Annotated in this window: 26 protein-coding genes; 2 read left to right on the top strand and 24 right to left on the bottom strand. The window is 63.6% G+C overall.

Going from position 1 to position 24,359, the window contains the following annotated elements; translation table 11 throughout:
* Window positions 1-50: 50 nt before the first annotated feature.
* From plsX to LB577_RS28400, 3 genes are all read right to left on the bottom strand, one after another.
* Window positions 51-1,121: a phosphate acyltransferase PlsX gene (gene plsX / locus LB577_RS28410; RefSeq protein ID WP_224689833.1), complete on the bottom strand. Its 1,071-nt coding sequence runs from the start codon at window positions 1,119-1,121 to the stop codon at window positions 51-53.
* 113 nt (window positions 1,122-1,234) lie between these two features.
* Window positions 1,235-1,783 (bottom strand): YceD family protein, encoded by a 549-nt coding sequence (locus LB577_RS28405; RefSeq protein WP_224689832.1) that lies wholly within the window; start codon window positions 1,781-1,783, stop codon window positions 1,235-1,237.
* Window positions 1,780-2,328 carry a ubiquinol-cytochrome C chaperone family protein gene (locus LB577_RS28400; protein WP_224689831.1) on the bottom strand — a complete coding sequence of 183 codons (549 nt, stop codon included), beginning with the start codon at window positions 2,326-2,328 and terminating at the stop codon, window positions 1,780-1,782. The genes LB577_RS28405 and LB577_RS28400 overlap by 4 nt, the downstream gene beginning before the upstream one ends.
* A 113-nt stretch (window positions 2,329-2,441) precedes the next feature.
* Between LB577_RS28400 and LB577_RS28395 the strand changes: the two genes are divergently transcribed.
* Complete coding sequence (locus tag LB577_RS28395) at window positions 2,442-2,957, top strand: outer membrane protein assembly factor BamE (RefSeq protein WP_224689830.1); 516 nt, start codon at window positions 2,442-2,444, stop codon at window positions 2,955-2,957.
* 244 nt (window positions 2,958-3,201) lie between these two features.
* Here LB577_RS28395 and LB577_RS28390 read toward each other — a convergent pair whose 3' ends face one another.
* The 5 genes from LB577_RS28390 to LB577_RS28370 form a co-directional block, all read right to left on the bottom strand.
* Window positions 3,202-5,343: a sodium-translocating pyrophosphatase gene (locus tag LB577_RS28390; protein WP_013895982.1), complete on the bottom strand. Its 2,142-nt coding sequence runs from the start codon at window positions 5,341-5,343 to the stop codon at window positions 3,202-3,204.
* Between the two features lie 262 nt (window positions 5,344-5,605).
* Window positions 5,606-6,355, bottom strand: coding sequence for an ABC transporter permease (locus LB577_RS28385; RefSeq protein WP_023776355.1), 750 nt, complete (start codon window positions 6,353-6,355; stop codon window positions 5,606-5,608).
* A complete protein-coding gene (locus LB577_RS28380) occupies window positions 6,352-7,290 on the bottom strand; it encodes an ABC transporter ATP-binding protein (protein ID WP_224689829.1) in 939 nt (312 codons plus the stop codon). Before LB577_RS28380 ends, LB577_RS28385 begins: the two co-directional genes overlap by 4 nt.
* Window positions 7,287-8,450, bottom strand: coding sequence for an ABC transporter permease (locus tag LB577_RS28375; RefSeq protein ID WP_224689828.1), 1,164 nt, complete (start codon window positions 8,448-8,450; stop codon window positions 7,287-7,289). Before LB577_RS28375 ends, LB577_RS28380 begins: the two co-directional genes overlap by 4 nt.
* A gap of 230 nt (window positions 8,451-8,680) precedes the next feature.
* Window positions 8,681-9,592 (bottom strand): ABC transporter substrate-binding protein, encoded by a 912-nt coding sequence (locus LB577_RS28370; RefSeq protein WP_224689827.1) that lies wholly within the window; start codon window positions 9,590-9,592, stop codon window positions 8,681-8,683.
* Between the two features lie 206 nt (window positions 9,593-9,798).
* Between LB577_RS28370 and LB577_RS28365 the strand changes: the two genes are divergently transcribed.
* Window positions 9,799-10,371, top strand: a complete 573-nt coding sequence (locus LB577_RS28365; protein WP_013895987.1) for an NADPH-dependent FMN reductase — start codon at window positions 9,799-9,801, stop codon at window positions 10,369-10,371.
* Between the two features lie 8 nt (window positions 10,372-10,379).
* Here the strand turns inward: LB577_RS28365 and LB577_RS28360 are convergent, their stop codons facing one another.
* The 16 genes from LB577_RS28360 to LB577_RS28285 form a co-directional block, all read right to left on the bottom strand.
* On the bottom strand, window positions 10,380-11,591 hold the full coding sequence (locus tag LB577_RS28360) for an MFS transporter (RefSeq protein WP_224689826.1): 1,212 nt from the start codon (window positions 11,589-11,591) through the stop codon (window positions 10,380-10,382).
* Window positions 11,588-12,088: a transcription antitermination factor NusB gene (gene nusB / locus LB577_RS28355; protein ID WP_013895989.1), complete on the bottom strand. Its 501-nt coding sequence runs from the start codon at window positions 12,086-12,088 to the stop codon at window positions 11,588-11,590. The genes LB577_RS28360 and nusB overlap by 4 nt, the downstream gene beginning before the upstream one ends.
* On the bottom strand, window positions 12,085-12,579 hold the full coding sequence (gene ribH, locus LB577_RS28350; RefSeq protein WP_224689825.1) for a 6,7-dimethyl-8-ribityllumazine synthase: 495 nt from the start codon (window positions 12,577-12,579) through the stop codon (window positions 12,085-12,087). Before ribH ends, nusB begins: the two co-directional genes overlap by 4 nt.
* Before the next feature lie 81 nt (window positions 12,580-12,660).
* Complete coding sequence (locus tag LB577_RS28345) at window positions 12,661-12,936, bottom strand: type II toxin-antitoxin system RelE/ParE family toxin (RefSeq protein WP_013895991.1); 276 nt, start codon at window positions 12,934-12,936, stop codon at window positions 12,661-12,663.
* A complete protein-coding gene (locus LB577_RS28340; protein WP_013895992.1) occupies window positions 12,936-13,196 on the bottom strand; it encodes a CopG family ribbon-helix-helix protein in 261 nt (86 codons plus the stop codon). Before LB577_RS28340 ends, LB577_RS28345 begins: the two co-directional genes overlap by 1 nt.
* Before the next feature lie 69 nt (window positions 13,197-13,265).
* Window positions 13,266-13,883 carry a riboflavin synthase gene (locus LB577_RS28335; RefSeq protein ID WP_224689824.1) on the bottom strand — a complete coding sequence of 206 codons (618 nt, stop codon included), beginning with the start codon at window positions 13,881-13,883 and terminating at the stop codon, window positions 13,266-13,268.
* A 126-nt stretch (window positions 13,884-14,009) separates the two neighbouring features.
* Window positions 14,010-15,140, bottom strand: coding sequence for a bifunctional diaminohydroxyphosphoribosylaminopyrimidine deaminase/5-amino-6-(5-phosphoribosylamino)uracil reductase RibD (gene ribD, locus LB577_RS28330; RefSeq protein ID WP_224689823.1), 1,131 nt, complete (start codon window positions 15,138-15,140; stop codon window positions 14,010-14,012).
* A 2-nt stretch (window positions 15,141-15,142) separates the two neighbouring features.
* Window positions 15,143-15,622 carry a transcriptional regulator NrdR gene (gene nrdR, locus LB577_RS28325; RefSeq protein ID WP_013895995.1) on the bottom strand — a complete coding sequence of 160 codons (480 nt, stop codon included), beginning with the start codon at window positions 15,620-15,622 and terminating at the stop codon, window positions 15,143-15,145.
* Between the two features lie 157 nt (window positions 15,623-15,779).
* Window positions 15,780-16,358 (bottom strand): hypothetical protein, encoded by a 579-nt coding sequence (locus LB577_RS28320; protein WP_023780329.1) that lies wholly within the window; start codon window positions 16,356-16,358, stop codon window positions 15,780-15,782.
* A gap of 183 nt (window positions 16,359-16,541) precedes the next feature.
* Window positions 16,542-17,855: a serine hydroxymethyltransferase gene (glyA, locus tag LB577_RS28315; RefSeq protein WP_224689822.1), complete on the bottom strand. Its 1,314-nt coding sequence runs from the start codon at window positions 17,853-17,855 to the stop codon at window positions 16,542-16,544.
* 195 nt (window positions 17,856-18,050) lie between these two features.
* Complete coding sequence (locus LB577_RS28310) at window positions 18,051-19,694, bottom strand: Na+/H+ antiporter (protein WP_224689821.1); 1,644 nt, start codon at window positions 19,692-19,694, stop codon at window positions 18,051-18,053.
* Window positions 19,695-19,899: 205 nt separating this feature from the next.
* The gene (locus LB577_RS28305) at window positions 19,900-21,153 is read right to left on the bottom strand and encodes a murein L,D-transpeptidase (protein WP_023764065.1); all 1,254 of its coding nucleotides are present in this window, start codon (window positions 21,151-21,153) and stop codon (window positions 19,900-19,902) included.
* Window positions 21,154-21,523: 370 nt separating this feature from the next.
* Entirely contained in the window at window positions 21,524-21,949 is a 426-nt protein-coding gene (locus tag LB577_RS28300) for a hypothetical protein (RefSeq protein ID WP_051410526.1), read from the bottom strand.
* Window positions 21,950-22,120: 171 nt separating this feature from the next.
* A complete protein-coding gene (ldtR, locus tag LB577_RS28295; RefSeq protein ID WP_013896002.1) occupies window positions 22,121-22,636 on the bottom strand; it encodes a transcriptional regulator LdtR in 516 nt (171 codons plus the stop codon).
* 238 nt (window positions 22,637-22,874) lie between these two features.
* A complete protein-coding gene (locus LB577_RS28290) occupies window positions 22,875-23,297 on the bottom strand; it encodes a DUF6163 family protein (protein ID WP_013896003.1) in 423 nt (140 codons plus the stop codon).
* Window positions 23,294-24,337: an enoyl-CoA hydratase/isomerase family protein gene (locus tag LB577_RS28285; RefSeq protein ID WP_224689820.1), complete on the bottom strand. Its 1,044-nt coding sequence runs from the start codon at window positions 24,335-24,337 to the stop codon at window positions 23,294-23,296. The genes LB577_RS28290 and LB577_RS28285 overlap by 4 nt, the downstream gene beginning before the upstream one ends.
* Window positions 24,338-24,359 lie beyond the last annotated feature (22 nt).

The raw sequence follows: 24,359 nt of genomic DNA, 5'->3' as shown, positions 1-24,359 counted from the left end.
CCCGCCCCCCCCCCCCCCCCCCCCACGACTGATCTGATCAAAGTTCTTTCCTATTCCTTCGCGTCGATAACGACGTCGGATTTCCTAGATGTCAGGGCATGCGGGTTGCGCGCATGAAACAGGTCCAGGTCGGCCTCGATGCGGTCGAGCAGATTGTTGCGGACCATGTCATAGCCGAGTTCGATCGCGGCGGCGAACCCGTCCGAATCAGCACCGCCATGGCTTTTGACGACGATGCCGTTCAAGCCCAGGAAAACGCCGCCATTGGAGCGGCCGACATCCATCTTTTCGCGCAGCCGATCGAAGGCGCCCTTGGCGAAGACGTAGCCGATCTTGGCCATCAGGGTACGGCTCATGGCGGCGCGAAGATAGCCTGCGATCTGGCGCGCGGTGCCCTCGGCCGTCTTCAGCGCGATATTGCCGGCGAAGCCTTCCGTCACCACCACGTCGACCGTACCTTTTCCGATATCGTCGCCTTCGACGAAGCCATGATAGTTCATCGAGGCCATGTTGGCCTCGCGCAGCATGCGCCCCGCTTCCTTGACCTCTTCCTGGCCCTTGATCTCTTCCACGCCGACATTGAGCAGGCCAACCGTCGGCCGGGCAATGCCGAACACGGAACGCGCCATGCCGGTGCCCAGAATGGCAAAATCAATGAGCTGGTGCGCATCGGCGCCGATGGTGGCGCCAACGTCCAGAACCACGCTTTCGCCGCGCAATGTCGGCCACAATGCCGCGATCGCCGGGCGATCGATGGTGGCCATGGTGCGCAAGCAGAATTTCGACATCGCCATCAGCGCACCGGTGTTGCCGGCGGAGATGCAGGCGTCCGCGGCGCCCGACTTGACCGCTTCGACCGCCTTCCACATCGACGATTTCCAGCGGCCATGGCGCAACGCCTGGCTCGGCTTGTCGTCCATCCTGACCGCGATTTCGCAGTGGATGAACTCGCTGACCTCGGCCAGTTTGGGAAATTTGGCCAGTTCGGGACGCACCAACTCCTCACGCCCGTAGATGACGAAACGGATGTCGGGACGGCGGGTCGCGACCGTCATGAGCGCCGGAATGACCACGGCTGGTCCGTGATCGCCGCCCATGGCATCGATGGAAATCCTGATCACGCGTTATTCATCTCACGGTTATCCGGCAGGTCGCTTTAGTGGTCGCAAAGGTTCGGCGAAAATAGCGGTTTTGGGCTTTCACACAACCGACTTTTCCGTCGCCGTCGCGGTTTTCAGGATTTTCCCAGCAAGGATCGCAGTTTTTGCTGAAATTCGTTCTCCGCCGGTTCGGTATCGCCGCCGGCATCCAGCGCCGCGCCCGACTTGCGCGGATAGGGGTCGATCGCCAGGCCGAAGAACTGTTCGGCGAGAGCCCCGACATCGATGGTGTCGCCGGAAAACGTTTCGGGACTGTCGGGTCCGTCCGCATCGAGCAGTATTTCGCCGCCGCCTTCGAATCCCTGCCGTCCAAGCTTGGAGTCCTCGGGCAGCAACAGTGCCTCGACCGGCTCATCGATATGGGCCTCGACGGGCTCGAGCGTGACGATGCAGGCCTGGGTGATGTCGGCCTCGACACGGCCGCTGACCTTCACGCCATTGCGCTTCCAAGAGACGACCAGTAGCTCGGCGCGATAGGCTTCGACGGACAGCAGCCCGTGCTCCTCGGCGAGCGCGGCGCGCTGCGCGGCGTCGGCGTCTATCACCACGGGCAGCCCCTTATGCGGCAGACGGGCGACATTTGCGCGGAAGGAAACCGGGCTTTGCGGATCGGCATGTTTCATCGATCAACCTCCCTTGCGAGCGGAAAAGCCACCGTGCCGGAAACGATTGATTCGGACGGCTGCGCGGCCAGTTGCCGACGGACATCGGCGACGTAGTTGGCCAGTTGCGATGCCTGCGGCCACGCGCCGGCATCGGGCCGGATATTGCGGGCAAGTGCCGCGGTCAGCCCGTCGTGATCGTTTCTCTCCAGCGCATCGTCATAGGCGGCGGTGCGGCCATAATACATTTTGGCCAGTTTCTTCATGCGTTTGGGCACACCGACATCACCAATGCCCAGTTCGCGCAGCGAATGATCGACGTCGAGGAAGAACTCGTCGATCAGCACCTGCGCGACCTCTTGCGCCGCGCCGCCCTCGCCGCGCAGCCGATGCTGGAACAGGAACATGTGCAGCGAAAGCATCTCGAACCGGCCGAGAGGCGTGTCCGGCACATTCCACTCGGAATAAAATGCAGTCTGCCGCGCCGCCGCCACGATTTGTGCGTAAAGCGCGTCGGTGATGGCGCGGTTGGCGTGGCGTTCGCGGCCAAAAAGGCGCTGGAACATGGGGATGGTCTCCGGGGACCGTTTGTTGAATGGCCTTGTTGCAACGGCAAGCAAGCTGGTTTACCGGTTTTGCGGCCCAGCGCAAGTTGCGGCGATGTAATGGAGAATTGTTGTTGCGCGCGCTGAATTTCAAGTCGACCTTCACTTCCAGGCCCGCCGGCGCGATCTCGCTGCTGCTTGTCGTTTCGGCATTGTCGGCATGCCACACCAACAAGATGATTGGCGATCTCAGTCCGAGCGAGACGCTGACGCAAGGATATGTCTACGACCAGCAGGCGGTCGATTCGGTGCCCGTCGGGTCCAGCCGCGAGCAGGTGCTTCTGGCGCTTGGCACGCCGTCGACCACGGCCACTTTCGACAATGAGGCGTTTTACTACATCTCGCAAACCCGCAAACGCTATGTCGCCTTCGACAAGCCGAGACTGATCGACCAGAAAGTGCTGGCGGTCTATTTCGGCGATGACGGCCGCGTCACCCAGATCGCCAATTACGGCTTGAAGGACGGCAAGGTTTTCGACTTCATCTCCCGCACGACGCCGACTGGCGGCAAGGACCAGAACTTCCTCAGCCAGATCATCAACGGCGCCAGCAAGCTGGCGCCCGGCATTCCCGGCGGCGGTACTCCCTGATCTTCAGATCCTGCCTTCCCTTGGAGGGCAGCACCATCTCAGGCGACCAAAAGCCCGCGGGAGCGATCCTGCGGGTTTTTGTTACGGCCAAGGCAAGCCGGCTTGCCAGCAACCGGGCAAGCACCAGACGGCTGGATGGCCCACCCGCACACCCAATCGGCAAACCGTGACACCCGACAGGCTCTCCCAATAAAAATCCGCGGGGATCGCTCCCCGCGGATCTTCATTTCAAAACGCCGGCCGCTCAGCCGTGCGCGAGCACGGCCAGCAGCAAGAGGGCGACGATGTTGGTGATCTTAATCGCCGGATTGACCGCCGGGCCGGCGGTGTCCTTATAGGGATCGCCGACTGTATCGCCGGTCACCGAGGCCTTGTGCGCCTCGGAGCCCTTCAGGTGCTTGACGCCGTTCTTGTCGGTGAAACCGTCCTCGAACGACTTCTTGGCGTTGTCCCAGGCGCCGCCGCCCGAAGTCATCGAGATGGCCACGAACAGGCCATTGACGATGACGCCGAGCAGCGAAGCGCCGAGAGCTGCGAAGGCGGACGCCTTCGAACCCGAGATCAGCAGCACGCCGAAATAGACGACGAGCGGCGCCAGCACCGGCAGCAGCGACGGGATGATCATTTCCCGGATCGCCGCCTTGGTCAGAAGATCGACCGCGCGTGCGTAGTTCGGCTTGGAGGTGCCGGCCATGATGCCCGGATCCTCGCGGAACTGCTTGCGCACCTCCTCGACGATGGCGCCCGCCGCGCGGCCGACGGCCGTCATGGCGATGCCGCCGAACAGATACGGGATCAGGCCGCCGAAGATGAGGCCCGCGACCACGTAGGGGTTGGAGAGGTCGAAGGAGATTTCGCCCATGCCCTGGAAGTAAGGATATTTGTCGCCATTGGCGGCAAAGAACTTCAGGTCGTTCGAGTAGGCGGCGAACAGCACCAGCGCGCCGAGGCCGGCCGAACCGATGGCATAGCCCTTGGTCACCGCCTTGGTGGTGTTGCCGACCGCGTCGAGCGCGTCGGTGGAATGACGCACTTCCTTGGGCAGGCCAGCCATTTCGGCAATGCCGCCGGCATTGTCGGTGACCGGGCCGAAGGCATCGAGCGCGACGATCATGCCGGCAAGACCGAGCATGGTGGTGACGGCGATCGCCGTGCCATAGAGTCCGGCGAGCTGGTAGGTCGAGATGATGCCGCCGACGATGACGATGGCCGGCAGCGCCGTCGATTCCAGCGAGACCGCAAGGCCCTGGATGACGTTGGTACCATGGCCGGTCACCGACGCCTGGGCGATCGAGTTGACCGGGCGCTTGTTGGTGCCGGTGTAGTACTCGGTGATCACCACGATAAGGCCGGTCACCACGAGGCCGATCAGGCCGCAGATGAACAGGTTCTTGCCGGTGATGGTCATGCCGGCGACGGTGCCGACCTCGCCCCAGCCGAGCGTTGCCGAGGTGGCGACGGCGAGGCCGACGATCGACAGCAGGCCGGTGACGATCAGGCCCTTGTAGAGCGCGCCCATGATCGAGCCGTTGGAGCCGAGCTTGACGAAGAAGGTACCGACGATCGAGGTCAGGATGCAGGCGCCGCAAATGGCGAGCGGATAGAGCATCGCGGCACCCAGGATGGCGGTGCCGCCGAAGAAGATGGCGCCGAGGACCATGGTGGCGACGACCGTCACCGCGTAGGTTTCGAACAGGTCGGCGGCCATGCCGGCGCAGTCGCCGACATTGTCGCCGACATTGTCGGCGATGGTGGCCGGGTTGCGCGGATCATCCTCGGGAATACCGGCTTCGACCTTGCCGACCAGATCGCCGCCGACGTCGGCGCCCTTGGTGAAGATGCCGCCGCCGAGACGGGCGAAGATCGAGATCAGCGACGCGCCGAAACCGAGCGAGACCAGCGAGTCGATGACGATACGGTCGTTGGGCTCAAGGCCCATGAAGTGGGTCAGGATGAGATAGTAGATCGAGACGCCGAGCAGGGCGAGGCCCGCAACCAGCATGCCGGTGATGGCGCCCGACTTGAAAGCGATGTCGAGGCCGGCGGCGAGGCTGTTGGATGCCGCCTGCGCGGTCCGCACATTGGCCCGCACCGAAACGTGCATGCCGATGAAGCCGGCGGCGCCCGACAGCACGGCGCCGATCAGGAAGCCGATCGCGGCGGTGATGGAAAGCAGCCACCAGGCGAGCACGAGTACGACCACGCCGACGATGGCGATGGTTGTGTACTGGCGTGCCAGATAGGCTTGCGCGCCTTCGCGGATGGCGGCGGAGATTTCCTGCATGCGTGCATTGCCCTGATCGGACGCGAGAACCGAACGTGTCGCCCAGATGGCGTAAAGGACAGAAAGCAGACCGCAGGCGATGACGGCGGAAATAATTGTCATTGCCGGATTTTCCTCGATTGATGGCCCAAAAGAACCCCTCCCTGGGCCGTTGAGACAAAGACCGGATCCGCGAACGGAATCCGCCTCTTCGCAGCGGTGTATGCGAAACAGGGTCGCGAACGTCAAGATATTGTTCGTTTTTTGCCCGGCTTTCGCCCAAAAGACAAAAGCCGCGACGGTCCTGCCCGTGCGGTCTTTCATTTAGATCGATTGAAATGACGCAAGGGAATCATTCCGACGAGACCGCCAGCGCCCTCAAGAGCTACTCCGCCTCGCGTCCCATGCGCCGCGCCGCGTAGTGCTCGACGGCCGACAGGCCGTCATAGATCAGCACGGCCAGTGCGGCCACGATCAGGCCGCCCTGCAGGATGAAGGCCAGGTTGTTCGACAACAGGCCGGCAATGATGACCTCCCCCAGCGTCCTGGCGGCCACGGTCGAACCGATGGTGGCCGTGGCCAGGCTGATCACCACCGACAGCCTGATGCCGCCAAGGATGATCGGCGCGCTGAGTGGCAGTTCGACCTTGGTCAGCCGCTGCCAGCCGGTCATACCGGCGCCACGCGCCGCCTCGACGACGTTGGCTGGGAGCGTCGTCAGCCCGGTCAGCGCATTCTCGAAGATCGGCAGCAAGCCGTAGAGAAACAGCGCAATCAGCGTCGGCTTCTCGCCGAAGCCGACAGCCGGCACGGCGAGCGCCAGCACCGCCACCGGCGGAAAGGTCTGGCCGATGTTGACCAGGCTGCGCGACAAGGGCAGGAATTCGGCACCGGCCGGCCTGGTGACGAGAATAGCCAGGGCCACCGCGACAATGGTCGCCGCGACGGTGGCGATCAGCACGGTACGCAGATGCAAAAGCGTCAGCGTCAGCAGGCTGCCCTGATTGTAGATTGCGGGAGCATTGTTTTCGGTCAACGGCTTCAGCAGCGGCTCGAACCAGCCTGGATTGGTAACGAAAGCAACGAGCAGCACCACCAGCGCAAGCCTGAGCAGCAAAGGCAGCCAGGCCTTCATGCCGGCCTCGCCGCGCGCTTGACCAGCCCGTCCACCGTGACGCGGCCGAGCGGCTTGCCGTCGGCGCCTTTCACCGGCAGCGCCAGCCGGCCCGACCAGAGGAGTTCAGCCAGCGCATCGCGCTGGCTGGCATCGCCGGGGATCGCCTCGCCATCGGCGGCGCCCTTCTCCACGGCGTCGCGCACCCGCCCGAGCGACAACAGCCTGAATGGCCGTTCGCTGGCGCCGACCAGGGTCTCGACGAAGCTGCTGGCCGGGTTTGCCAGGATCTCGGCGGGTTTGGCGTATTGGACGAGCTTGCCGGCATCCATGACGGCGATCTTGTCACCCATATGCACGGCTTCCTCCATGTCATGGGTGACGAGGATGATGGTGGTGCCGAAGCGCTTCTGGATGGCCAGCAGGTCTTCCTGCGCCTTGGTGCGGATGATCGGGTCGAGCGCGCCGAACGGCTCGTCCATCAGCAGCACGTTGGGTTCGGCGGCGAGCGCGCGGGCAACGCCGACGCGCTGCTGCTGGCCGCCGGACAATTCGTGCGGGTAGCGCGGCCCGAATTCCCGCGGATCGAGCTGGTAGAGCGTCATCAACTCGTCCACACGCGCATCGATACGGGACTTGTCCCAGCCGAGCAGCACCGGCACGGTGGCGATGTTCTGGGCCACGGTTCGGTGCGGAAACAGGCCATGGCCCTGGATGGCATAGCCGATGCTGCGGCGCAGTTCGTAGCCGGGCACCGAGCGATTGTCGGCGCCGTCGAGCTTTATGATGCCGGCGGTCGGTTCGACCAGCCGGTTGATCATGCGCAGCAGCGTCGTCTTGCCGGAGCCGGAGGTGCCGACAATGACCGCGATGGTGCGCGGCTCGATGACCATCGACACATCGTCGACCACCGTTGTCGCGTCGTAGCGCTTGGTAATGCCTTCGATCTCGATCATGCCGTTTCAACCCTGCGCTTGGTGGCGGTCATTTCGATCACCGCATCGAGGACGATGGCGGCGGCGAAGGCGAGCGCCACGGTCGGCACCGCGCCGAGCAGCACAAGGTCCATCGCCGTCTGGCCGACGCCCTGGAAGACGAACACGCCAAAGCCGCCGCCGCCGATCAGTGCGGCGATGGTGGCGAGGCCGATGTTCTGCACCAGCACGATGCGGATGCCGGTCAGGATCACCGGAAAGGCCAGTGGAAACTCGACGCCGAACAGGCGCTGGCGTTCGGTCATGCCCATGCCGCGCGCCGCATCGTGGGCGGCTCGCGGCACCCCGGCGAGGCCGACCACGGTATTGGCCACAACCGGCAGCAGCGAATATAGGAACAGGGCGACGAAGGCAGGCGCGGTGCCGATGCCGCGGATGCCGAGCGCGGCGGCTCCCGGCACATGCGTGGCGACCCAGCCGAGCGGCGCGATCAGCAGACCGAACAGCGCGATCGAGGGAATGGTCTGAATGATGTTGAGCACGTTGAGCACGCCGGCCCGCAGTCTTTCGACGCGATGGCAGAGGATGCCGAGCGGCAGGCCGACGACCACCGCGGCAAGCAGGGAGCCGAGCGCCAGGGTCACATGCTTGGAGCCTTCGGCCCAGAAACTGTCGGCGCGGTTGGCGTATTCCTTGAGGATGGAAAGGTCGTTCCAGGCCCCCGACACCAAAAGCAGGCCAATGGCCGCGGCGGCGGCGACCAGCACGCCGACACGGGCCGAGGGCGACAGGTTCAGGCGCGTCAGGACGTCCGCCAGCAAAAGCGTGAAGGCGAAGATGAGTATCCAGAAACCGGAGGCCGGCGACACCCTGGCAAACGTGTTGCCGGCCGGCGTGAGAAACGTGCCGGCGACGCCGACAAGCACCGCGAGCGCGGCCAGCGCCACCACGCTGGCGGCAAGACGCAGCACGAGCGGCGTCCTGAACAGTGCGATGAGCGCTGCCGCGACCACGATTGCCAAAAGCAATGGACCGGTGATTGCCGGCAGCGCCTCGAGAATCGAGCGCGCCTGGCCGGGGACGATGCGGTTGGCGCGGAACGTGGCGAAGGGGGCAAGGAACGCCGCGCAGGCCGCGATCGCGGCAATGACCACGCCGAGCTTGTCGAAGCGCAGGGTCATGATACGCGGCCGTGCAGAGCGGCGGCCCCTTTGCGCGAGGCGCCCCCCTCTGGCCTGCCGGCCATCTCCCCCTCAAGGGGGGAGATCGGATATCCTAACGGCTTTCGCCAATCTCCAGCGATGCAAGGTGAGTGCCGACGCCGATGCTGCCAATCTCCCCCCTTGAGGGGGAGATGTCCGGCAGGACAGAGAGGGGCGCCTCGCACCAACGTCGCTTCCGGGTGCGCTGACTACTTCAAGAACCCGTTCTTCTTCAAAAAGTCCTCGGCGACGCCCTTGACCGGCTCACCGCCGACCTGCACGCGGCCGTTCAGTTCCTGCAGGGTGACGAGATCGAGCTTGGCGAAGACCGGCTTCAGCAGCGTCTCGATCTCGGGATGTTGCTTGAGCACGGATTCGCGGACGATCGGCGTCGGCTGGTAGACCGGCTGCACGCCCTTGTCGTCCTCGAGCACGACAAGACCGGACGGCGCGATGCCGCCGTCGGTGCCGTAGACCATGGCGGCGTTGGCCCCGCTGGTCTGGTTGGCGGCCGCGGCGATGGTCGCCGCCGTGTCGCCACCGGAGAGCGTGATCAGTTGCTCGGGCTTCAGCTTGAAGCCGTAGGTGGTCTGGAAGGCCGGCAAGGCTGCCGCCGAATTGACGAACTCCGCGGATGCCGCCAGCACCACCTGACCGCCGCCCGCGACATATTTGCCGAAGTCGGAGAGCGTGGCGAGCTTGTTGGTGTCGGCCACTTCCTTGCGCAATGCGATCGCCCAGGTGTTGTTGGCGGGCGCCGGCGACAGCCAGACGATCTTGTTGGCGTCGTAGTCGAGCTTCTTGGCCGTCTCATAGGCCTTGGCGGCATCCTTCCACGCGGGGTCGTCGGCCTTCTCGAAGAAGAAGGCGGCGTTGCCGGTGTATTCGGGATAGATGTCGATCTCGCCGGCGGTGATCGCCTTGCGCACCACCGGCGTGCCGCCGAGCTGGATGCGGTCGGTCGTCTTGATGTCGTTGGCGTTGAGGACGAGCTGGATGATGTTGCCGAGCACGCCACCCTCGGTGTCGATCTTCGAGGAGACAACCACCTGGGCGCTGGCGGATGCCATGGTGATGCCGAGCGCCAATGCCGCGCCGGCCAGAACCTTGACTGAAAACATCGTGAAAATCCCTTGCTGTGAACCGTAATGCGGCCGCCGCATATGAGCATGGCTTCAACGGCCAGTCGGGGTACACGGTTTCATAACAATGGGCACAGGCGCAATATTTTTGTTGGGAAGTTCAATTTCGAGGCGACGCTGGCGATCTGGCGCCATCTGACGGATAATGCAGTGAGGGTGCGGGTGGCAAACACGGAGTGCGTGTCATGGCCATACACAAAGTCGGTTACCTCATCGGCAGTCTTGCCCGGGGATCCATCAACCGCAAGCTCGCGAAGGCGCTCGTTCAACTGGCTCCTCCGGAACTTGAAATGACCGAAATCCCCTTCAGGGATCTGCCCCTTTACAGCTACGACTACGACGCCGATTTCCCGCAGGTCGCCCAGGATTTCAAGAAGGCGATCGCGTCCGTCCAGGCCGTGCTGTTCGTCACGCCGGAGTACAATCGCTCGATCCCTGGCGGATTGAAGAACGCGATCGATTGGGCCAGCCGCCCCTATGGAAAGAATTCATTCGCACGCAAACCGTCCGCCGTCATCGGAACATCGCCGGGCGCCATCGCAACCGCTGTCGCCCAACAAAGCCTGCGCAGCGTTCTGAGCTTCTGCAACTCACCCCAGATGAATGCCCCGGAGGCCTACATCCAGTTCACCCCGGGACTGATAACGGACGACGGCGAAGTGACAGTCGAATCCACCGAGGACTTCCTGCGCAACTACATGGCCGAGTTCCACATGTTCATAGCGCGGGTGCTTCAGGTTCTGCCGCCGGACGCATAGATTTGGCGTCAAACCGGGCGCGCGCTCGTCATCTTCAGCGCGCCCAGCGCCACGAAACAGAGCACGGCAACCGGGAAGATCATCCAGTTCAGCATGGTCCAGCCCCAGGCGTTGTAGACCATGCCCGACATCAGCGAAGCGCAGGCGACGGAGCCGAACAGGACAAAGTCGTGGAAGCCCTGCACCTTGCCCTTTTCCGACGTCTGGTAGCTGGCCGCCACCATCGCGGTGGCGCCGATGAAGGCAAAGTTCCAGCCGAGGCCAAGCAGGATGAGCGCCGTCCAGAACTGCCATAATGCCAGGCCCGACAAAGCTACGGCACCACAGCCGATCAGCAGCAGCAGGCCGATGGCGACAATGCGTTCGGCGCCGAAACGATGGATCAGCGAGCCGGTGAAGAAGCTCGGCGCGAACATCGCCATGACGTGCCAGGAGATGCCCAGCGTCGCATCATCCTCCGACAGGCCGCAGCCGACCATGGCCAGCGGTGCGCCGGTCATGACGAAGCTCATCAGCGCATAGCTGCCGACCGCACAGAACAGCGCCGCGACGAAACGCGGCTTGGTCACGATTTCCGCCAACGGTCTTGCGTCGCTGTCGACGATTTCCACCCTGCCGGGCGCCCTCGCCGGCAGTTGCAGGAAGGACAGGATGATGGCGCCGGCCGCGGCAAGCGGCAGGATGGCGGCGAACGATCCGGCAAACATCACCGGCGCGAACAGTTCGCGGGTGAAGATGACGATCTGCGGCCCAAGGATGGCGGTGACGATGCCGCCTGCCAACACGAAGGAGATGGCGCGCGCCTTGAACTCCGGTGGTGCGTTGTCGGCGGCGGCGAAGCGGAACTGCTGGACGAAGGCACCGCCGATGCCGATCACCAGCAGCGCGAACGCGAATAGCCAGAAACTGCCATGGAAAAGCGCGAAGGTGGCAACCAGGCCGCCAAGCGCGGTGACGACGGTTCCGGTCATAAAGCCGCCGCGCTGGCCCATCTTGCGGATGATGGCCGCGGCGGGCAGAGCGCCGAGCGCCACGCCAAGGTTGAAGCCGGTGATCGGCGCCGTCGCCAGCGATTTGTCGGCACCGAGCAGATATTGCCCGGCCAGCGCGCCCATGGAGATGGCAATGGGTGCCGCCGAGCCGATGATCGCCTGCGAGGCGGCGAGGATCAGCGCTGTGCGCCGCCCACCCTTGCCCACCTCGACGGCGATGGCTGTCACGATGCGTCCTTGCCGCGTCCCTCGCCGCGCACCCGGCGTGACACGCGGTCGAGCACGGCATTGACCAGCTTCGGCTCGTCTTCCTCGTAGAAGGCCTTGGCGATGTCGACATATTCCGAGACGATCACCGCCACCGGCACGTCTTCCCGCTTCATCAGTTCATAGACGCCGGCGCGCAGAATGGCGCGCAGCGTCGAATCCAGCCTCGACAGCGGCCAGTCCTCGGTCAGCGACTGGCGGATGATCGGATCGATGGTCTTCTGGTCCTCTACGACGCCCGTCAGGATGGCGCGGAACCATTGGGCATCCGCCTCGCGGTAGAGCGCGCCGTCCACTTCCTTGCCAAGGCGAAACGCCTCATATTCGGCGGTGATCTCGAAGACGCCGCTGCCGGCGACATCCATCTGATAGAGCGCCTGCACGGCGGCAAGACGGGCAGCCCCGCGCTTGTTGGCGTGGCGCACCGCCGGCTGGCCGGGCGAAGCGGGCTCGCTCACGATTGCGCTCCCAATTTTTCCTTGAGCGCGATCATGGTCAGCGCCGCACGCGCGGCAAAGCCGCCCTTGTCGCCTTCCGAGCGCTTGGCCCGCGTCCACGCCTGCGCATCGTTCTCGGTGGTCAGGATGCCGTTGCCGATGCAGACCGAATCCTGCACGGACAGGTCCATGAGCGCGCGGCTGGATTCGTTGGCGACGATGTCGAAATGATATGTATCACCGCGAACGACGGTGCCGAGCGCAACGAAGCCGTCGTAATTTGTGCCGCCTTCCGCCGCACCATCCAGCGCGAAGGTGATGACCGCGGGAATCTCCAGCGAGCCTGGAACGGTGACGACGTCGTAGGTCGCGCCCGCTTCATCGAGCGCGTTTGTCGCGCCGTCAAGCAACGCGTCGGCAAGGCCATCGTGGAAGCGCGCTTCGATGATAAGCAAGTGCGCCTTCGTCTTCGGACGAATGAAGGCTTTGCCGTGTTGGGATGTGCCAGCCATAAAAGTCTCCGGGGGGTTGCCGGTGACTTAGGCCGAAGCCGGGTTGATCGCAAGCGGAAGATTGGCGGAGGGCCGCCGGGCCTATCGATCCTCTCGCGTATGCCACAGGCGCAACACAGAAATTGTCGCGTTCTGTATTTCGTAACGAATTTCGTAGCTGCCTACCAAAATGCGGCGCACTTCTCGTGGCTCGAACTCTTCTAGTCTCTCACCGATGCGCGGATACTCGACTAACCGTGCCGGCGCGGCAGCAAGCGCCTGCACGGCGCGTGCGGCCGCCGGGCCATTTGCTGGCGCGAGAAAATCGTGGAGCCGGACCAAGTCGGACAAAGCCTTATTGGTCCATTTCAGCTCCATCAACGAGGCACCGGTAGTGGCTTGTCGGTGCCAAGACTCTCAGCCCACGCCTGCACGGCCTGGTGATCGATGACCCGTCCTGCATCCACATCGGCCAGTGCTTCAAGCGTGAGACGTCGGCGCTCCTCCTCCAAATCCACCCACGCGGAAAGAGCTTGTTTGACGATCCAGCCGCGCGGGCGATCGAGGCGAGCAGCTAGCTGATCCACCTTTTCTGCTAGCGGCAGCGGAACGTGAGCGGTGATTACTTTTGTGTCCATCTGAGCCTCACAATCAGACTTAATCATAGCGATTAATACTGACTAAGTCGAGGTTCAAGCAGGCAGCACTCAAAGTCCCTCTTTCGCCGCTTCGGCCAGCCGCGCGGCATAGCGGGCCATGGTGTCGATCTCGAGATTGACGCGGTCGCCGACCTTGCGCTCGCCCCAGGTGGTCACGGTCAGCGAATGGTGGATCAGCAGCACGTCGAAGCGGGTCCCCTCGACCTTGTTGACGGTGAGCGAGGTGCCATCGAGCGCGACGGAGCCTTTCGGCGCGATGAATTTCGCCAGCCCGCGCGGCGCTTCTAGCGTGAAGCGCACCGCGTCGCCCTCATCCTTGCGCTCGACGATCTCGGCGGTGCCGTCGACATGGCCCGAAACGATGTGGCCACCAAGTTCGTCGCCGATCTTCAGCGCCCGTTCGAGATTGACCTTGGTGCCGGATTTCCAGCCAGAGGCGGTGGTCAGCCGCAAGGCTTCTTCCCACGCCTCGACCTCGAACCAGCGCGCGTTCGAGCCGCTGTCGGGCAAAGCCGTGACCGTCAGGCAAACGCCGCCGCAGGAGATCGACGCGCCGATGGCGATGGTCGTGGGATCATAGGCGGTGTCGATGCGCAAGCCGACGCCTTCGCTCAGCGACTTGATCGCCGCGACGGTGCCAATATCGGTGACAATTCCGGTAAACATCGATGTTGTCTTCCTGTTTGACCATGATCTTGCCCGAAAACCGGGTGACACTTTTCGGCATCATGGTCTATCCCGTTTGACCATGACCTTGTCCGAAAACCGGGTCCCACTTTTCGGCATCATGGTCTAGAGGTCTCTTATCCACTCGGCGGAACCGTCTTCGCCGAAACGCATCTCGCGCAGCTTGCGAAAGCCTGCCGGGATATGGTCAGCGTCGATAGGCGATGCAATGCCGCCCTCACCTATCGCTTCCGGTCCCTGGAACAGCACGATGCGGTCGACCAGCCCGTCGGCCAGGAAGGCGCTCGCCACCCTGGCGCCGCCCTCGACCAGCACGCTTGCCATGCCGAGCGCCGCCAGATCCTCGAGCAGCTCCGGCAGTGCGACGCCGCCTTCATGGGTTTCGGTGCCGATGAAGCGCACGCCGGCGCGCTCGAGGGCCGCCCTGCGCTGCGGATCGGCCTCCAGGCAAGCCGCAACGTAAAGCGGCACGCGATCCACGCCCGAAACCAGTTTCGAAGCCTCCGGCAGCCTGATCTGCCGGTCGAGCACGATGCGCGCCGGCGAACGGTTCTCGAGCCCCGGCAAGCGGACCGTCAGCGCTGGGTCATCCTCCAGCGCCGTGCCGATGCCGACCAGGATGGCGTCAGCCTCGGCCCGCATCAGATAGACTTCGCGGCGGGCCATCTCGCCGGTGATCGCGACCTGGCCGGCGCCCTCCCTGCCGATCTTGCCGTCACTGGAAAGCGCAAGCTTCAGAATCACTTCCGGACGTTTTTTCAGCGATCTGATGAGATAGCCGGCCATCTGCTCGGCGGCTTGCGCCGCCAGCACCTTTTCGATCACCTCGACACCGGCGGCTCGCAGAATAGCATAGCCCTTGCCGGAGACGCGCGGATCAGGATCGCTGGCGGCACCGACGACACGCGCGACGCCGGCATTGACCAGCGCGCTGGCGCAAGGCGGCGTGCGGCCGTGATGGGCGCAGGGTTCCAAGGTGACGTAAGCCGTGGCACCACGGGCGAGTTCGCCCGCTTCGGCCAGCGCCTCGGTCTCGGCATGCGGCCGGCCGCCGACTGCCGTGACGCCGGTGCCGACGATCATCGGCCCAGCACCGTCATCGCGCACGATCAGCGTGCCGACGGAAGGGTTGGTCGAGGTTCTGCCGGCATTCCTGCGCGACAGCCGTAGCGCAGCGGCCATGAAACGGTGATCAAGGGCCGCTTGTGCGGCCTCGCCCTGTCGCGATCCTGCCATGCTCAGCCGGCTTCCTCTTCACTCTTGTCTTCGTCGCCCTTCAGTTCGCCCAGCAACTCGTGGAAATCCTTGGCCTCGCGGAAATTGCGGTAGACCGAGGCGAACCGCACATAGGCGACATCATCGAGCGACTTCAGCGCCTCCATGACCAGGCGGCCGACCTCGCCCGAGGCCACTTCCGTCTCGCCGGAGCTCTCGAGCTGGCGCACGATGCCGGTCACCGCGCGGTCGATGCGCTCGGGATCGACATTGCGCTTGCGCACCGCGATCTCGACCGAGCGCAGCAGCTTGTCGCGGTCGAATGGCACTTTTCGCCCCGACTTCTTGACCACGACGAGGTCGCGCAGCTGCACGCGCTCGAAGGTGGTGAACCGGCCGCCGCAATCGGGACAGACACGCCGCCTGCGGATCGCCGCGCCGTCCTCTGCGGGGCGCGAATCCTTCACCTGCGTATCTTCGGACTGGCAATAGGGACAGCGCATGGAGAGCCTTGGGTTCGCGAATCTGGTGAGGCGAAAGGCTTAGAGCCTTTCCGGCCGGGATTGAAGCGGTTCCGTGTCTTCGACGGCCCGCCGCACCAGAGATAGCGAGGCACGAGGAAGATTGCCAGCGGCGCCTATGCCGATCCGGTCGACCGCGTCACGGCGCGACGTCCTTGGTCGGGAAACCGCAGGACACACCGAGGCTGCGATAGGCCTTGGTGAAGCCGTCCATCGGGATGCTGGCGATAGCCTGCTTGCCGAAGGTCACGTCGAGCGAGGTGACCTGGCGCATGGCACGCAGCAGCGCGAGACTGGTCTTGGGCTGATTGTCGACGGTCCAGGTCGGACGGCCGTTGACCGCGTCGTTGGAATAGACAGTCGTCGAAACCTTGACGCCGGGATCGCCGAAAATCGCCGCGATCTTCTTGCCGGTCTGCAGGCTCCTGTTGTCGATGGTGATCATGACGGCCGGATAGGCATCCGGCGGCAGCGCATCGCCGTTCGAGATCGACAAGGTCAGCGTGCCCGAATTGCCACCCGCATCGTAGAACGCCGTCGAAGCCGCGCAGGTCTTGCGCGCATCCTGGCCGGTGTCGAGCGTATCGACCATGGTTGTCCATAGACCGAACGTGCTGGTGGCAGGCATGTCGGGGGCCGGCTGCGTCTGCGCCAAGGCGGACCCGCAAGCAGCCAGCCAGCCCAGAGCGCCGAGTGAGGCAAGACGAAAATCGCGCATCATCAATTCTCCAGTTCCATGCGCCACCCGACCAGGGGTGGCCCGCTGCCGGCGGATAAAAGATGACGCTTCGCGTCCGGTCAATCGAGATAAGGGTCTTGTCAATCGAGATAAGGGGCTGGTCAATCGAGATAAGGGGCTGGTCAATCGAGATAAGGGGCTGGTCAATCGAGATAAGGATGGTCAACCAAGATAAGGATAGAGCGGAAAACGATCGGTCAGCGACACCACCTTGGCCTTGACGGCCGCCTCGACCGCGGCATTGCCCTCGTCGGAATTGGCGACCTTGAGCCCGTCCAGCACCTCGGCGATCAGCTTGCCGATCTCGCGGAATTCGGCCTTGCCGAAGCCACGCGTCGTGCCGGCGGGCGTGCCGAGCCGCACGCCCGAGGTGACGAAGGGCTTTTCCGGATCGAAGGGGATGCCGTTCTTGTTGCAGGTGATGTTGGCGCGGCCAAGGGCTGCCTCGGCGCGCTTGCCGGTGGCGTTCTTGGGGCGCAAGTCGACCAGCATCAGATGGTTGTCGGTGCCGCCGGACACGATGTCGAGGCCCGTCTCCTGAAGGCTGGAGGCCAGAGCCTTGGCGTTGGCGGCGACGCTCTCGGCATAGATCTTGAAGCTCGGCTTCAGGGCTTCCCCGAAGGCGACCGCCTTGGCGGCGATGACATGCATCAGCGGTCCACCCTGCAGTCCGGGGAACACCGCCGAGTTCATCTTCTTGGCGATGTCCTCGTCATTGCACAGGATCATGCCGCCGCGCGGGCCGCGCAGCGACTTGTGCGTGGTGGTCGTCACCACATGCGCGTGCGGCAGCGGCGAGGGATGCACGCCGCCGGCGACGAGGCCCGCGATGTGCGCCATGTCGACCATCAGATAGGCGCCGACCGCATCGGCGATCTCGCGGAAACGCTTCCAGTCCCAGATACGCGAATAGGCGGTGCCGCCGGCCAGGATCAGCTTCGGCTTGGTCTCGTGCGCGGTCTTTTCGATCGCGTCCATGTCGAGCAGATGGTCTTCCTTGCGCACGCCATAGGACACGACCTTGAACCATTTGCCGCTCATGTTGACCGGCGAGCCGTGCGTGAGATGGCCGCCGGAATTGAGGTCGAGGCCCATGAAGGTGTCGCCGGGCTGCAGCAACGCCAGGAACACCGCCTGGTTCATCTGGCTGCCGGAATTGGGCTGGACGTTGGCGAAGTTGCAGCCGAACAGCTTTTTCGCCCGCTCGATGGCCAGTTCCTCAGCCACGTCGACGAACTGGCAGCCGCCATAGTAGCGCTTGCCCGGATAGCCCTCGGCGTATTTGTTGGTCATGATCGAGCCCTGCGCCTCAAGCACCGCGCGGGAGACGATGTTCTCCGAGGCAATCAGTTCGATCTCGTGGCGCTGGCGACCGAGTTCGCTGCGGATGGCGCCGAAAATCTCCGGATCGGCATCGGCAAGCGTGGTCTCGAAGAAAGATTCGAATTTGTTCGACGCTGCCGCTGCAGTTGCCATGGCCTGAAAAATCCTCTGGTTCGGGGCAATTTGTTTCTGCATGTCGTTGCCCCAAAATCGCTGCGCAGTTCCGGGCGACACGCATTGCCGCGCCATTAACACAGTTGTTTTGGCCTCGCCACGTTTGCAGCGCGAAATTTGCTGGCCGTTTTGCGGCAGAGCCTGCAAATCCGCGGCGTCAGGCTTCCGCAATTCCTACTTCCGTGTCTGTCTGCCGTTCAAAAGGGCTTCCGTGAGGGTGATCTCGGTGAACAAGGCACGCGCCGTGTGGTCGTTGATCTCTCCACGGCGCAGCATGGCGCGCAGGGCATCGCGCTCGGCGGCGATGCCAGCAAGCCTGAGGTCGATCTCCAGCCTGCCAGCCTCCCGCACTTCGGCGCGCGCCTCGTCGGCCTCGTCGGCCGCCGCGATGCGCCGCCGATAGGCGGCGACAATGCCGTTGGCGGCGGCGAGCCTGATGCCAGGCACGTCGCCCTCCTCCTCGTCCGTCTGCGTGATGCTCTCGAGGTGGGCGATTGCCGCCTTCGCCGCGCCGACGCGCGCCATGCGTTCCTCGGCGGCGCCGGCATCTTCTCCCGGCTCGACCAGCCCGCGCGCGATCACCGGCAAGGCAAGGCTGGCGATCACCAGCGAGCAGATGATGACGCCGGCGGCGAGGAAGATGACCAGGTCGCGCGCGGGGAATGGCGAGGCGTCCTGCAAGGCCAGCGGCAGCGACAAGATGCCGGCCAGCGTGATGGCCCCGCGCACGCCCGCCACCGATCCGGCGAGCCGCACGCGCAGGCCGAACGGCTCGGCCTCACGCTTGCCGAGCCGGGCCGCGATCCCCGCCGTGATGTCGCCGATCCAGATCCAGACGAAGCGAAGCGCGATCAGGCACAGCGTCAGCGCCAGGACGGTCAGCACCGGCTGGATGATGGGATCGTGGCCGGTGAGCTCCGCCGGCACCTTGCGGACGATCTCGGGAAGCTGCAGGCCGAGCACAATGAACAGCGCGCCGTTGAAGACGAAGGAAAACGTCGTCCACAGCGAGATGGTCTGCATGCGCGCCGAGACGCCAAGGAAGCGGAATATGCCCGTGCTCCCGGTCAAAAGGCCGGCGGTGACCGCGGCCAGGATACCCGAAGCCCCGAAATGCTCGGCCGCGAGATAGGCGACGAAGGGCAGCAGGATGGTGATCAGCACCTGTGCCTCGGCCGGCACGCCGCCAATGCGGTTCAAGAGTTGCAGCATCTTGGCGGCGACGAACAGTGCCGCCACCCCGGCCAGGATGCCGACCGCCACGGCATAGAGGAAACTCAACGAAGCGGCGGCGAAGGAGAAACTGCCGGTCAATGCCGCCGCGACGGCGAAGCGGAACATCACCAGGCCCGACGCGTCGTTAAGCAGCGACTCGCCCTCCAGGATGTGCATCAGCCGCGCCGGCACCACGTTCCTGTCGACGATCGAGGAGACGGCCACCGCATCCGTTGGCGACAGCACCGCGGCGAGCGCGAAGGCCACGACCAACGGAATGCTCGGCACCAGCCAGTGCAAGGCATAGCCGAAGCCGACGATGGTGAAGAAGACGAGGCCGATGGCGAGATCGAGTATAGGCCGGCGCAAGGCGATGAGTTCGCGCTTGGGCGCGCCAAAGGCGTCGCTGAACAGCAGCGGCGGAATGAACACCAGCAGGAACAGTTCCGGATCGATCTCGACATGGATGCCGCGCACCGGCCAGGCAAGTGCTGCGCCTATCGCGATCTGCAGCACCGGCAGCGGTACCCGCACCAGGCGCACCAGCGCGCCGGAAACGGCGACGAAGACGAGCACGACAAGGATGAAGATGGCGGTTTGCATGGCGCGATTCCGGCTGTCGGGGGACCATGCGCAATCGCCGGCGCCGCGTCCAGCCAGGCCGCGCCGGCACCGAGATGACCAAAGGCCAGCCCCGAGCTCGGCGCCGTCAATCGTGCGGAAGCTTTGGCGCCGCTGGCCAATCAGCGGCTGCGCCGCAAACAGAAAAGCCGCCTCGAAGGCGGCTTTTCGTCAAATTATCAGGCGCTTAGAGCGAAGACGTGATCTGCAGCTCGCTGTTGCCGTCGAGCGCATAGACGTCGTCGCGGAACTGGACGACACCGGGGCCGGTCGACCAGGCCGACAGATAGAGGAAGTGCACCGGGACCGGGTTGGTGACCTGGATCGGCGTGTTCTGTCCCGTCTTGATCGCCGCCTCGAAATGCTGGCGATCCCAGCCGGGTGTGTCGCGCAGGATCCAGGTGACGAGGTCGCGCACGTTCTGGACGCGCACGCAGCCTGAGGAATCGAAACGCATCATCTTGCCGAACAGGCTCTGCTGCGGCGTATCGTGCATATAGACGCCATCCGGGCTCGGGAAATTGATCTTCACCGACGCCATGGCGTTTTCCGAACCGGGATCCTGGCGGAAACGGTACTTGGCGGCATCGTCGGTCGACCAGTCGACGTTCATCGGATCGACTTCGCTGCCATCCGGCGCGAACAGGCGGATATGACTGTTCTTCAGATAGTCGGGATCCTTCCGCATCAGCGGAATGATGTCCTTGCGCACGATCGAGACCGGCGCGTTCCAGTACGGGTTGACGATGATCTCGTTGATCTTGGAATTGACGATCGGTGTCTGGCGATCGATCTTGCCGACGATTGCCGTGTGGCGGAGCACGACGCGGTCGTTCTCGACCGCTTCGATCTGCGCCGCCGGAATGTCCACCAGCACATAGCGGCTGCCGAGCGTGCCAGCCTTCTCCTTCAGCCGCTGCAGATTGGTCTGCAACTGACCGAGCCGGATCTGCGCCGAAACATTCATCGCGGCATAGGTGTATTTGCCCATCGAGCCGTCCGCCGGAAGACCGTGGCGCAACTGGAAGCGCTTGACCGCGGAATCGACATAGGAATCGAAGGCCGTCGAAATGCCGGCGCTCTGCGACAGGTCGCCCGCAATCATCAGGCGCTTGCGCAGCGGCACGACGTCCGGGTCATCGACGCCGAGTTCCAGTTTCTTGGTGGCGGGAACATCTACCCAGCCGCCCTGACCGACAATATTCTGGTATTGCGCCACAGCCTGTTCGGTGAATGCAACGGTCTGCAGGCTGAAGATCGGGAGTGTCGAGGCCACCTTGCCGCCTTCGCTGGCGCGGGCGTCGAACTGATCATCCCAATTGCCGCGAGCCGAGGATTTCAGGATATCCCCAATCACATCCTGCGCACTCGCGCGGCCGGCCACCATGGCGGCGGCGAGCGCTGAGGCTCCAGAAAGGAAAAAACGGCGGCTGGTTCTCATGGACGTTCCAGACATTCTTGCTGTGTTCGATCTCGCTCGGTTTGCTCTCAACGGGCGATTGAGCCCGCAGTCTAGGGTTGGCAATGTTAAGAATTAGCCAACCATGACCTGCATCGCACAGGCGTCAAAGGCGCTGTCGCGATGCGGGTTCAAGTGAGCGCAAGCGCTGGCCGGCAGCATCACCCGCATCCTCGCTTCCACCGCGATTATGGCGGCAACGTGGCCTTGGCCCGCAATATGCTTCGGGCGACACCGCGAAAAGAAAGAACCGGTGCTTTTTCGGCACCGGTGACAATCCAGATATCCCGATCCGCAGATATCCAGTCCGAAGCCAGTCTCGTCCTCGACCATCACCGTCGTGCGAGAAGCCTCAGCCTTTTGGGTCCGGACGTGCTTTTGGATCCAGACCTGGCTTTGGCGTCAGACCTGGCTGCGCCTTCAGTTCCGAGCAGCGCTGCAACACTTCGTTTTGAGGATAACGCAGGACTTTGTTGTCCAGTTTGAGCAGCAATTCCCGCCTCTTTTCAGCGCCCTGCTCATCGTCCGTACAGGTCATGTCCAGAATGACGGCATCCAGGCGATTGATCTTCTGAACCTTGTCCAGCCTGCAGCCGACCTCCCACATGTCCACGGACTTGTCGGTAATTGTCACGATCGAGTCATTGTTGTCGCACGGACTGCTGCCCTCGGTGGCGAAGGAATCTTTCCACCAGTCCTCGGCGAAAGCCATTTGCGACACCATCGCAAGCACCGCAGCGACAGAACAGATCCTGAAACGCCCCTCTCGTCCCATCATGCCTCCCTCGTGTGGTGACATTAGGCACTGCGGAGGCGAAAGCAAAGCTTGGGCCGGGACGGCCGTGCGCCACAAGAAAATGGACCGGTGCTTTCGGCACCGGCCCTGACTGAAGGTCGCTCGTGCGGCCGCGCTTCTTTGGCGCGGGCCAGATCCGCTGCGGCGGATGCCTTACATCCGGTAAGCGATGGTGTCGTTCCAGAAGCGGTCGAGCCGCTGCAGGGCACGGTTCATCTGCTTGAACTCGTCGGTGTTGATGCCGCCGACCTGCTCGATCGAGCCGACATGGCGCTCATAGAGACCGGCGACCACATCGGCCACTTCGTTGCCCTTCGGCGTCAGCGAGACGCGGACCGAACGGCGATCGATGCGCGAACGCTGGTGGTTGATGAAGCCGAGATCGACCAGCTTCTTCAGATTGTAGGACACGTTCGAGCCGAGATAGTAGCCACGCGAGCGCAGTTCGCCGGCGGTCAGTTCGGAATTGCCGATGTTGAACAGCAGCAGCGCCTGGATGGCATTGATGTCGGAACGGCCGTTGCGGTCGAATTCGTCCTTGATGACATCAAGCAGCCGGCGGTGCAGCCGCTCAACAAGCTGCAGCGATTCCATGTACAGGGAACGGATAGCCTCGCGGCGATCGTCGGATACGTTGGCGGTCTTCGCCGCCGGACGCGAATTGATCATTGTCTTTGCCTCTCGTTTGTCGCCCTGGTGATTTTTTGTTTTTCACCTTGATTGCGACACTATCGAATACTCATAAAATTCGACTTAAACGCTAGGGCTAACAAGAGCTTACCGGTAATAGGTTTCGGAAGAGGCTTAACGAACGGTCACCCGAGTAAGGATAATTAACCTAAAGGCTTAGGCGCTTGTCGCGGGGCCGGTTCGGGGCTGTCACGAAGTCATCAATGCCCTCAACGGCTTAGTGCCGTACGGGGCGTTTCTGCAGCCAGATGACGACGCGAAAGACGATATAGAGCAGCGCCACCGCCGCATGCGAGACGACAATCAGCAATCGATGGCCGAAAAGCTCGGGAAAGCCGGCATACATGACGGTCTCGGTGACTGCGCAAATGAACCAGATCACCGGCCCCCAGGAGGCCAGCATCCACAGCCCCGCCGCGGCAAAGGGGAAGAACACGGCGAGCATCACCGCCGCCACCTGCCAATGCACCGGCATGAGGTCGAAGCGCCACAGCGAACCTGGATAGAAGCCGATCAGCTTGACCCAGTACAGGATGCCGAACAGCAGGCAGTAGCCGGCGATGACGCGCTGGAACCAGGCGAAGATGACCTCGACCGTCGAGGGCTGAAGCACCACGCGTCTCGAGGTCACCTCGCTCATGCCAGGAGTTCCCGTTCACCGAGCGGGGCGAAATAGGCCTCGACATCGGCCTCACTGACCGCGTCGAGACTTGCCGGCCGCCATTGCGGCTTTGACCCCTTGTCGATGATGGCGGCGCGGATGCCTTCATAGAAATCGTGTCCGGCTAGCATGCGGTTGAGAATGCGGAACTCCATCTTCATGCAATCGTCCATCGACAATGTCAGCCCGGCGTTGATCTGCCGCCAGGTGACACGAAGGCTGGTCGGCGAGCGCATGCGGATCGTCGCCAACGTTTTTGCCGCGAATTCGTCCGTGCCCGCCGCGCGTTCCAGGCTGTCGACGACATCCTGCAGCGACGGTTGAGCAAAATGACGCGATATCGCTTCCAGGATCGACCTGTCGGTCTCCCGCTTTGCCTGGACGAAGAAACCGCGCAGCACCGATTCCGGATCGCCGGTCAGTACCAGCCGATCGAGGAAGCTCGCCTGGTCCTCGGCCTTGATGGTGTGAGTGGCCAGCCCCGACCACAGCGCGTCACCATAGCGGATGCGGTTGCCGGTCAGCGCCAGATACATGCCGAACGAGCCGCCAAGATCGGGCAGCAGATGGCTGGCGCCGACATCGGGGAAAAACCCGATGCCGACCTCCGGCATGGCGAACTGGGCATTCTCGGTCATCACCCGATGCGAGCCGTGGAACGAAATGCCGACGCCGCCGCCCATGACGATGCCGTCGATGAGCGCCACGTAGGGTTTCTTGAAGCGCGCTATGTAGGCGTTGAGCCGGTACTCGTCGGCGAAGAATGCGACCGGCGGCTCTCCGGCCCGGCCGGCTTCGTAGATATCCAGGATGTCGCCTCCGGCCGAAAACGCCCTGCCCTCGGCCTTGAGGACTACGACGTCGACGCCGTCGTCGCGCTCCCAGGAACGCAGGGCTTTGCCCAGCGCCTTGACCATGCGATGGGTGACGGCATTGAGCGCCTGCGGCCGCGTCAACGTGACGACACCAGCCCTGCCCAACCGTTCGAAGCGAATTTCGTCGCCTCCACCAAAATCCATCGCCAGAGAATCCCTCCCCCGC

Origin of the sequence: Mesorhizobium sp. B283B1A, from assembly GCF_020165735.1 — a bacterium.
Taxonomy (GTDB): Bacteria; Pseudomonadota; Alphaproteobacteria; order Rhizobiales; family Rhizobiaceae; genus Mesorhizobium; species Mesorhizobium opportunistum.
The sequence above is the reverse complement of the archived record's forward strand: the minus strand, read 5'-3'. Positions and strand labels throughout refer to the sequence as shown.